We start from the raw sequence: 9,986 nt of genomic DNA, 5'->3' as shown, positions 1-9,986 counted from the left end.
AGCAAGAGGCTGTTGGTGGTTGAGCCGATGAGGAGCGTAGCGACGAGGCGTGTCGAAACCTCTGTCGGCCGAGCTCGCCGGCGTGACCACCCTGGAGGTGGTCACCACCTAGCCCGCGCTGGGGAGATTTCGACTCGGGTCCTCGCTTCGCTCGGTCCCGGCTCAATCATCGTTCGGGGGTCCTCGCTTCGCTCGGTCCCGGCTCAATCCTCAACAGGTAGCCCGGCTCAATCCTCAACAGGTAGTCCCTCGCAATCATCAACAGGTAGCTCGTCTCAATCATCCGTGGGCCGTTGACGAGTCGTGTGGACACGAGAATGGCCGCTGTCGACGACAGCGGCCATTTCGGTGTTGTGGGTGTCAGACGCTTCGTTGGGCCTTGCTCGATTCCGAAGCGGCCTTGCTGGTCTCCTTGATCTTCTGCCAGTCGGCGTCGGAGAGGCTCGTCAGGCCGGCGAAGGTTCCTGGACCGGCGAGCATCTGGCCGCCGTCCATGGCGATGGTCTGGCCGGTGAGGTAGTCACAGGCATCCGACAGGAGGAACATGGTGAGGTTCGCGAGCTCGTCGATCGTCCCGGCCCGGCCGGCGGGGATCTGATCGGTCTGCGTGGCGCCCACCGAACTCTTGTCGGTGGGGTTGAGCATCTCCCAGGCGTAGTCGGTGGGGATCGGTCCGGGGGCAACGGCATTGACCCGGATGTTGTACTTGGCCCACTCGACGGCCAGGGACATGGTCATGGAGTGCACCGCGGCCTTGGCCATCGCCGACGGGACGACGAAGGCCGACCCCGTCCACACCCAGGTGGTGAGGGTGGACAGGATGGACCCGGGGAGTTCGTCGGCGATCCACCGCTTACCCGCGGCATGTGCGGTGTGGAAGGAGCCGTTCATCACGGTGCTCGTGATCGCCTGGAAGGCGCGCGGACTGAGATCCTTGGTCTGCGCGATGAAGTTGGCCGCGGCGTTGTTGATCACGCCGGTCAGCGGGCCGTGCTCGGACCAGATGGCACCCATGGTGGCGTCGACGTTCTCGTAGTCGCGAACGTCGACGGTGTGGTAGTGCACCGATCCGGGACGCGGTTCGGAAGCCTCGGCCGCGGCCTCGGCGAGGACCGCCTCACGCCGGCCCCATAAATGGACCTCGGCGCCGTGTTCCACCAGGTGGCGTGCAACTCCGCGACCGAGGCCGGTACCGCCGCCGGTGATGAGAATGCGTTTGCCGGACAGCAGTTTTGAGGAGAAGGGGGTTTCGCTCATCGGACACCTCGTCGATGGTCGGGGCCGGCAGATTGCCTACAGGCCGATGTTCTTCGCGATGATCTCGCGTTGGATCTCGTTGGTGCCACCGTAGATCGGCGGAGCCAGGGCGCGGCGGACCTGGCCCTCCATGCCGTATTCGCGGGCGTAGCCGTAGCCGCCCATCATCTGCATCGCCTCGAGTGCGGTGTTCTTGGCGATCTCGGTGCAGCGCATCTTCGCCATGGCGCTTTCACGGGCGAGATCGTCCTCGAGGCCGGCATCGATCTTGGCGGCGACGTCGTAGACGAACACCCGTGCCATCTCGATGTCGGTGGCAAGGTCGGCGATCCGGTGACGCAGGGCCTGGAACGACGAGATGGGCCGGCCGAACTGCTCGCGTTCTCCCGCATAGGCGATGACGTCGTCGAGCGCGCGTCGTGCACCACCGATACTCATGGCGGAGATGATCATCCGCTCGATCGAGAGTCCACGCATGAGCTGCTTCCACGCCTGACACGGGGTGCCGACAACCGCCGAATCCGGGACCACGACGTCGGTGAAGAACACGTCGTTACAGGTCCGCGGTTCCATCGTCTCGATGCCGCGGATGGTCAGCCCCGGGGTCGAGGTGGGCACCATCAGCAGGGTCATACCCTGATGTTTGGTGCCGCTGGAGTCTTCGCGTGCCAGCACCAGGATGTGTTCGGCCACATGAGCGGCCGAGATCCAGGTCTTCTGGCCGTTGAGTACGTAGCGGCTGCCGTCGCGATGGGCACTCACCCGGAGTCCGGCCAGATCCGATCCCGCGCCGGGTTCGCTGAGTGCGATCGCCTCGAGCCTGCCGGCCACCAGGTTGGTGACGACGGTCTTCTTCTGGTCGTCGGTGCCCCACCGCAGATAGGTCTGTGCGGCGGTCAGGCCGGTGGAGTAGGCGGTGATCGGGGCCAGTCCACGGGTGGACTCCTCCAGGAAGATGCACTCGTCGACGAATCCCGCACCGCCGCCGCCGAACTGTTCCGGCAGCGACACCCCCAGCCAACCGTTGCGGGCCATGTCGGCCAGCACCGTCGGACTGTTGGCCAGGGTCCCGCCGTCGGTCACCGCATCGCGCTGGGCGACGGTGGCCAGTTCGCGGCGGCAGTAGTCCGACACTGCCGCCGCGAACTCACGCTGTTCTGTGGAGAACTGCACGCTACTTGCCCCGGTAGGGGGTGAAGTCGGGCTTGCGCTTCTCGTTGAAGGCGGTGATGCCCTCGCGGGCCTCGGGGGTCTCGCCGAAGATCTCGAGGGTGGAGTACGCCATCTGTCCCACGCTGACGAAGTGCTCGGTGTCGGTGTTGAGCGACTGCTTGAGCACCTTGAGTGCGGTGGGGGAGAAGTCCAGCATCTGGTCGGCCCAGGCGCGCACCTCGTTGCGGAGTTCGGCGGCCGGGACCACCTTGTTGACCAGACCCCAGTCGAGTGCCTCCTCGGCCGACAGGCGGCGCAGCATGAACCAGATCTCGCGTGCGCGCTTCTCACCGACGACGCGTGCCAGGTAGCCCGAGCCGAGTCCGGCGTCGAAGGAACCGACGCGCGGGCCGTTCTGCCCGAACTGGGCGGTGTCGGCGGCGATGGTGAGGTCACACAGGACGTGCAGGACGTGGCCGCCGCCGATGGCCAGGCCGTTGACGGCCGCGATCACGGGCTTCGGGTTGTCGCGGATCACGCGGTGCAGCGACTCGACCTCGAACAGGCCGCTCTGGGAGGGGCCGTAGTCGCCGGTCTCGGCGCGCTGCTTCTGGTCGCCACCGGCACAGAATGCCTTGTCGCCGGCGCCGGTGAGGGCGACGACGCCCACGTCGGAGCTGGCCCAGGCGCGCTTGAAGGCGAGGATCAGCTCGTCGACGGTCTGCGCGCGGAACGCGTTGTAGCGCTCCGGGCGGTTGATGGTGATCCATGCCAGCCCGTTGTCGACCTCGTAGGTGATGTCGGTGAATTCGCTCATCAGACTTCGGTGTCCTCTCGCTGTGTAGATGGGGTGACGGCCCGTCGCGTATATGGACTGACCATTTACGCCACACTAACCGCGGAACCTTGCGGGGCGCAAGAGTGGCCGTCGGCGACGTCGGGTCGTCGGCGTGTGACGCGGGATGAATGTGCACTAGGTCCGATATTTACTTTTGGTCGGTCCATATGTTTCAGTGTGTGACGTCCGGCACACCTGGACCGGACCTCTTGGACGACACCCAGACCGCAGGGGAGTTCGCATTGACCATGACCACGACGCCCGCACACACCGGCCATCTCAATCGATGGTGGTATGTGGCAACGGGATTCTTGACCCTACTGTTCGGCACCGCCACGGTGAACGTGCTCTTCAACATCCTGGGGAAACCCATGACCGAAGAGTTCGGGTGGAGCCGTGATGTGATCACCAACGGATTCTCGATCGAGACCGTCTTCGTCGGCATCAGCATCATCGTCCTCGGCGTGCTCGTCGACCGGTACGGACCGCGAATCCCGACGCTGCCGATGACCCTCGGCTTCGGCATCGGTCTGATGCTGATGGCCGTGATCCCCAACAGCCAGATCGCCTTCTACGCCCTGTGTGTGCTGATCGGGGCGAGTGCGGGTGCGGTCAACCCGGTCGCACATGCCACGGTGGTGAGCGCCTGGTTCGTCGACCGGCGTGGGCTCGCACTGGGGCTGCTGATGGCCGGCAGCGGTGCCTGCGGCGTGCTGATGCCCTACCTGGCCAACTGGCTGGTGGGGCTGATCGATTGGCGCGGGACATTTCTGGTGATCGGTGCACTGTGCACGGCCATCCCGACCGCGGTGTACGCCTTCGTGACCAAGATGCCCGCAGACTACGAGCGCGAACGTGTCGCGGCACGATCAGAAGGCCGTACGGCCGGTGAGTCGCTGTGGCGCATCGCCCGCACGTCCCGACAGTTCTGGCTGCTGTGCGCGGCGATCTTCCTGGTCTCGTCGGCAACGTTCGGGTTGATGTCGCAGGTGGTCCCGATGACCACCGACAAGGGGATCGACAAGACGCTGGCGGTGACATTGCTGTCGGTGCTGAGCCTCTCGTCCATCGCCGCCCGACTCGGCGTCGGATACCTCCTCGACCGGATCTTCGCATCGTTCGTCGGCGCCGTCATCTTCGCGCTGTGTGCGGTCGGCGTCATCCTGCTCATCTCGTCGACCTCGAGTCCGGCACTGTTCCTCGGGGCGGTGCTCATCGGTCTCGCACTCGGCGCGGAAGGCGACGTCGCGGCGTACATGACGAGCCGGTACTTCCCGAAGCACTCGTACAGCCGGGTGTTGGGTTGTGTGTACTTCCTGTTCGCGATGGGCTCGGCGGCCGGTGTCTTCCTGCTCGGGCAGGTGTACACGATCACCGGGTCGTACACCGCGAGCATCGTCCCCATCGTCGCGATGGTCGTCGTGGCCATCGTCTGCCTGCTCGCGATGGGCTCCTATCGCTACTCCCTCGACCACCAGGAGATCTCGGTGGACTCCGAATCACCGGCCGAACAGGCCGCGATGACGAGCTGACGGGGCCGAGCCGACGGGACCGAGCTGACGGGACGAACCGACGGGACCGAGCTGACAGGACACCGTGGCGAGGCCTGGCCGGCATCATCGGATGCCGGCCAGGGCTCAGTTCTGTTCGGGGACAACGGTGTCGGTCGCGGCCGCCACCACGGCTGCGGCGATCTGTTCGGGTGTGCGGTCGGCCGATCCGTCCACGGTGCGCAACCGTACGTGCTCGGGTCCGCCGGTCGGGCCGGGACGGCTTGCGGCCGAGTCCAATCGGATCACCGTCCCCGCCCCGAGTTCGACCATCGTGTGTCCGGCGATGTCACTGACGAGCTCGGGTCCGCCGCTACAGGACACCACGATGTCGGGGTCACCCAACGCGGCGGACAGCTCGGCCACCATCCGTTGCGCCTCGGCCGGTGCGGACATCTCGCCCGAGGCGGCTACCGACCACATGCCCGACGCGGCGCCGAAGACCGCGCGTGCGGTGTTCTCGGTCTCGGCGGCGTCCGATCCGATGATGCCGATTCGCTGCGAGCCCGCGCGAACCAGGTGCAGCGCCACCAGCCGGCCCACCGCGGTGTCGCCACCGACGACGAAGACGGTCGAGTCGGTCAGTCCGCCACCGGGTGCCGACGACGAGCTCATGGTCGCGGTTCCAGGGTCAAGGGCACCGGTTCGTGGTGGTGGTCGAGTGAACCGTCACAGCCCTGGCAGCGCGGAGCCGCCTCGGTCTTGCGTTCGGCGAGAAAGCGTCTCGTGGCGGTGTCCTGGGGTTCGGTCCGCGCGATCGCACCCAGGTGTTCGTCGCGTGCGAGCAGCCCGGCCCCGTACGCCCCGGCGATCTGCGGTTGCGTCAGGATCTGCACCGGATGACGCAGGGCCTTCTCGATGTAGTGGCGTGCGGCGGCGTTCTGGGCGACCCCGCCGGTCATCACCGTCGGGGTGTCCTTGCCGACCTGCGCCACGAGGCCCAATGTCCGTGCCGCGACCGCCTTGTGCACCGACGCGGCGATGTCGGCCTTGTCGAGTCCCTGCGCCAGCATGGAGATCACCTCGGTCTCGGCGAAGGTCGCACACATACTGCTCACCTCGAGGCCCTCGGTTCCCGACAGCGCGAGATCGGCGATCTGGTCGATGTCCACCTCGAGCGCACGCGCGAGCACATCGAAGAACCGGCCGGTGCCGCTGGCGCACCGGTCGTTCATCGCGAACCGTTCGACGAGGCCGTCGTCGCCGACGGTGATCGCCTTGCTGTCCTGGCCGCCGATGTCGATCACGAGCCTGACGCCGGGATGCATGGCCGCGGCCCCCCGTGCATGGCAGGTGATCTCGGTGAAGGACCGGTCGGCACCGGGTACGAGTTTGCGCCCGTAGCCGGTGCTGACGATCCGTCGGATCTCCGAGGCGTCGACGCCGGCATCGGCGCGGGCGCGGTCCATCGCCACGGCCACCGCATCGCGGCTCACCGCACCCATCTGCACGACGGCCGACCCGGCGATCTCACCGGCGTCGTCGACGATGACGGCCTTCGCTGTCGTCGACCCGAGGTCGACTCCCATCACATACCAGGACATCGTCAGACCAGCATCTTCGTTCGCTGGACGTCGATGGCCTCCAGCATCGCCTCGAGCCGGCTGTCGAAGAGCTCGTCGTTGTAGAACGACGCGTCGGCGACGTCACCCTCGAAGAAGAAGGACTTGACGCCCCGCTCGCGCTCGGCGGTCTTGGCCAGCATGGTCTGCGGGTTGGTCATGGCCCGGCAGGTTCGGGTGGAATGGAAGGCGATCCCGTCGATCGCGTACTCGTCGAGACGCCGGATCAGCAGCTCCTGCAGGTTCTTCAACCCGTGATTGAGCGGGCACAGCAGATAGTGCTGGGCCATTCCGCGCAGGGGGTTGTCGACGTCGATGAGTTGCGGTTCCTGCCAGAAGGATTCGTGGGTGTAGCGTCCGGCGACCACGGCCACGTCGTACTCGGCGAACTTCTTGGTGAGGAAGCCGAGCTTGTTCCAGTTCATGATCCCGTCGAAGTAGACGCGGTATCGCTCGTCGGCGATCGCCGGGACACCGTCGACCAGGCGCTGCTCGATCTCGGCCTTCACCCCGGCGAAGTAGTCGACGAGTGCCTGGTTTCCGGGCAGGAAGTTGATCGGGGCGATGCTGGCGACCCAGTCCCAGTAAGTGGCGGGGGTGGGTGCCTGGGTGCACAGGGCCATTCCCTCCAGGCGCAGCTCGGATGCCTTCTTGATGTAGGACATGCTCTCGCTCAACACATCCCAGTCGAACGGCCGCCCGGTCTGGTGCTCGAGGAAGGCGACGAGTTCACGCAGCTGGCCCTCGGCGTAGTCGCTGACCTCCTCCCATTCCTCGCCCCGCATGTAGCCGGCGTCGGGCTTGTTGCCCCACAGCATCGGGAGTGAGACGTTGAAGACCGGGAGCTGACGGTCGAAGACCCGGTAGGTCATCGCATCCCACTGCTGGCCGGTACTGCAGCCGGCATAGCCGTTGACGAAGAAGTCGGGTGCGGGCAGCTTGGCGGCCAGCTCCTGCTGGTCGAGCATGCCGACCACACCGGTCTCGCTCTCGGTGAGATTCTGCTGGGTCAGGACCGCACAGCCGAGGTGGGTCCTTGCGTAGGAGCACAATTCGCCGATGTAGCCGTACTCCGCGCCGGCCAGCTGTGCGGGTTCCTCCAGGTGCTGTGCGGCGAGGCGGGCGGCGAATGCCTCACCGTGGCACCATTCGAGGCCCGCGGCCTGGAACAGCGGGTTCATGGCGGCGCCGTTGTACCAGACGACATGCTTGCCGCGTTCCTTCGCGGTGAAGATGTTCTCCCAGTAGTCGGCGGTCATCTTTCCGCCGACGCGGGTGCTGGCGAGCTTGTTGGTCTTGTTCTTCTGGAAGAGTTCACTGGTCATGATGTCTCCTGGGTTCAGACCGCGATCGGGGCCGGACGGCGGCGGATTCGTTCGACGAAGGTCTCGAGCTGCGTGCGCAGTTTCTCGAGGGGCAGGCCCTCGTGCTCGGTCTCGATGAGCAGCAACGGGATACCGTGGGCGTCGAGGGCCTTGCGCAGCTCGGGGTAGTACAGCATGTGCGGTTCGCAGAACTTGGCCATCAGGACCACCACACCGTTGGCGCCGCTCTCGGCGACCGAGTCGAGAAGGTAGGTGTCCCAGTCGACGTCGCTGGTCACCCGGGTCGGGCAGGGTGCGTTGACATTGCGGTCCAGATACCACGTGGTGAGCGCGGCGAGCGGATCGTCGGTCTCAGGCACGTCGGTGGAGATGTAGCGGTAGCCGGTGTAGAGGTCGTCGTCGACGACGATCGCCCCGGAATCCTCTATGGCGTCGAGGATCTCGGGTCGAGGGGCATGACAGAAGTGGCCCGACAGGTGGATTCGGACCACGTCGGCCGGTACATCCTGCTCTACCCGGAGGTCGGCGAGGATCGTCCGCAGGATCGCGGTGTGCTCGTCGATGTCCATCACCATCGACGACTTGACCAGCAGCTGCATCTGGCTCGCGGTGATGCGTGCCCGGCCCGACTTGCGCAGCGCGTAGAACTCCCGGAGGAGTTGCCGGTTGCCGTTGTAGGCCCGGATGCTCGCGGTGATCCGCTCGGGTGTGACCGCGGTGCCGGTGACCTGTTCGATCTCGGCGGTCAGCTCCGAGATCCGGTTCTCCACCCGTGGTCTGGTCAGTGCGCCGTCCATGGCGCTGGTGAACTGGGCGAAGTGCACCGGGGTGTCCGGACGCTTGTAACGGATGACGTCGACGGCCCCGAGCAGCTGGACGCAGTGGTCGGCGGCGACGAAGGCGTCGATGCCGTCGAGTTCACCGATGGCGATCTGGTCGGCGACGCTGCGGGTGTAACCGCAGTAGAACTCGGCGAGCAGGCTGCGTCCCTCGGTGATGGGTGTGCGGCTCTCCTGGATGATCACCGGATGGGCGTTCGCCGCGTGGACGAGTTCGACGGGGAAGTTCATCGGGAACGTCCCGATCGCGGGACGCCCGTGCGCGGACTTCCATCGTTGCACGTAGGCGGCGGGATCGTCGGCGGCCGACTTCAGGAGGGCCATGGAGGGTGCGTGGAGTTGGCTCACGATGTTCCTTTGGCTGAGATGAGACGCGGTGGCTGTGGACGAGTCGAGCTCATCGGGCGTCACCTGAAACGATACATTTCATGCTAGATCATGTCTAGATGTGTAAAACGTCGAGGCGGATCTGTGGGCGGTCGGGGATGACGGGGTGGCCGGGTGTCGATACCTCTCGGTATCGTCCGGTCGTCAGTCCGGCCGGGCGATCTCCAGCCAGTGGGCATGCGCGGCGGGGGCGCGTTCGGTGCGCAGCTCCTGTAACCGCCGGATCACGGTGAGGCCGGGCCAGTCGGGCAGGAGCTCCTGCGGTAGTTGGGGATCCATGTAGGGGGTGTGGCGCAGTGCGTCGATCAGCTCGATGTGCGCGACCAGTGCGGCCTTGCCGGTGAGATGGTCGTTGTTGTCGAACCGTGCGCGGAGGGACTCGTAGGCGCTCGACACCTTGTCCAGATCCCAGGACCGCTGCACGATCTCGGACTCGGAGATGCCGACCGTCGTGGGCGATCCGATGAACGAGATCGTATTGGATTGCAGGTCAAGGGATTCGATGGCGGACTGGGCCTCGGACAGGCGGTCGGCATGCGGCGACACCCAGATCCCGGCACTGGGGTTGCCGAAGCCCGCCCATCGGAGGGCGGCGTAGAGCTTCTTGCGGGTGGCCCGCTGTGATTCGGGGATCGGGACGATCAGGACGAGCCAGTTGCCGTCCCAGCGCTGCGCGGAGGTGTCCGGGAACACGCGCGTGGTGCCCTCGCGGAACAACTCGTATGACCGCTCGGTGACCGCCCACTTCGTCTCGCGGCCGTCCCGCTCGGGGGCGATCAGGCCGGATGCACCCGCCCGGGAGATCGCCTGCCGGCTCGCCGACTCGCCGAACCCCACGCCGGTGAGCGCATAGAGCAGTGCGGCGGTCCGTACCGGCCTGCGGTAGGGGGCGACGAGCTCGCCGAGGATGGAGATCAGTGCCGATCGGGCGCTCTTGATGGAGGTCGTGGTGCCTTCCAGGATCTCGTCGCACTGATCGGTCATGAGCGACATCGTAGTCAGCGGGGATCGGCCCGACGGAGTCGACGGGAGCGGCCGGCCTCGGCGCGGCGCGGTCGGCGTCGTGGTGGTCTGCG

General features: G+C 66.2%; 9 protein-coding genes. 1 reads left to right on the top strand and 8 read right to left on the bottom strand.

All coding sequences use genetic code 11. The annotated features are described in order from the left end of the window. Positions 1-360: 360 nt before the first annotated feature. From ACWDUA_RS00180 to ACWDUA_RS00170, 3 genes are read right to left on the bottom strand one after another with little or no spacing between them, the layout of a single operon-like run. The gene (locus ACWDUA_RS00180; protein ID WP_449748989.1) at positions 361-1,257 is read right to left on the bottom strand and encodes an SDR family oxidoreductase; all 897 of its coding nucleotides are present in this window, start codon (positions 1,255-1,257) and stop codon (positions 361-363) included. A gap of 36 nt (positions 1,258-1,293) precedes the next feature. Further along, the gene (locus ACWDUA_RS00175) at positions 1,294-2,430 is read right to left on the bottom strand and encodes an acyl-CoA dehydrogenase family protein (RefSeq protein ID WP_449748988.1); all 1,137 of its coding nucleotides are present in this window, start codon (positions 2,428-2,430) and stop codon (positions 1,294-1,296) included. Position 2,431: 1 nt separating this feature from the next. Further along, entirely contained in the window at positions 2,432-3,226 is a 795-nt protein-coding gene (locus tag ACWDUA_RS00170) for an enoyl-CoA hydratase-related protein (RefSeq protein ID WP_020790135.1), read from the bottom strand. 269 nt (positions 3,227-3,495) lie between these two features. Here ACWDUA_RS00170 and ACWDUA_RS00165 point away from each other — a divergent pair, with 269 nt between their 5' ends. Beyond that, positions 3,496-4,779 (top strand): MFS transporter, encoded by a 1,284-nt coding sequence (locus ACWDUA_RS00165; protein ID WP_449749377.1) that lies wholly within the window; start codon positions 3,496-3,498, stop codon positions 4,777-4,779. Positions 4,780-4,884: 105 nt separating this feature from the next. On the opposite strand, the gene ACWDUA_RS00160 is transcribed toward ACWDUA_RS00165, so the two are convergent. The 5 genes from ACWDUA_RS00160 to ACWDUA_RS00140 all read right to left on the bottom strand — a co-directional run bounded on the left by ACWDUA_RS00160 (position 4,885) and on the right by ACWDUA_RS00140 (position 9,903). Beyond that, the gene (locus tag ACWDUA_RS00160; protein ID WP_449748987.1) at positions 4,885-5,412 is read right to left on the bottom strand and encodes a hypothetical protein; all 528 of its coding nucleotides are present in this window, start codon (positions 5,410-5,412) and stop codon (positions 4,885-4,887) included. Then, positions 5,409-6,341, bottom strand: coding sequence for an acyl-CoA dehydratase activase (locus tag ACWDUA_RS00155; protein WP_020790130.1), 933 nt, complete (start codon positions 6,339-6,341; stop codon positions 5,409-5,411). Before ACWDUA_RS00155 ends, ACWDUA_RS00160 begins: the two co-directional genes overlap by 4 nt. A 2-nt stretch (positions 6,342-6,343) precedes the next feature. Continuing rightward, the gene (locus ACWDUA_RS00150) at positions 6,344-7,684 is read right to left on the bottom strand and encodes a 2-hydroxyacyl-CoA dehydratase subunit D (RefSeq protein ID WP_053777321.1); all 1,341 of its coding nucleotides are present in this window, start codon (positions 7,682-7,684) and stop codon (positions 6,344-6,346) included. A gap of 14 nt (positions 7,685-7,698) precedes the next feature. Next, the gene (locus ACWDUA_RS00145) at positions 7,699-8,847 is read right to left on the bottom strand and encodes a 2-hydroxyacyl-CoA dehydratase subunit D (protein ID WP_449749376.1); all 1,149 of its coding nucleotides are present in this window, start codon (positions 8,845-8,847) and stop codon (positions 7,699-7,701) included. Positions 8,848-9,054: 207 nt separating this feature from the next. Next, positions 9,055-9,903: a PaaX family transcriptional regulator gene (locus ACWDUA_RS00140; protein WP_449748986.1), complete on the bottom strand. Its 849-nt coding sequence runs from the start codon at positions 9,901-9,903 to the stop codon at positions 9,055-9,057. Positions 9,904-9,986: the final 83 nt, after the last annotated feature.

Source organism: Gordonia sp. NPDC003376 (assembly GCF_053589235.1).
Note: the sequence above shows the minus strand (reverse complement) of the source record. Positions and strands in the feature narration are given on the sequence as shown.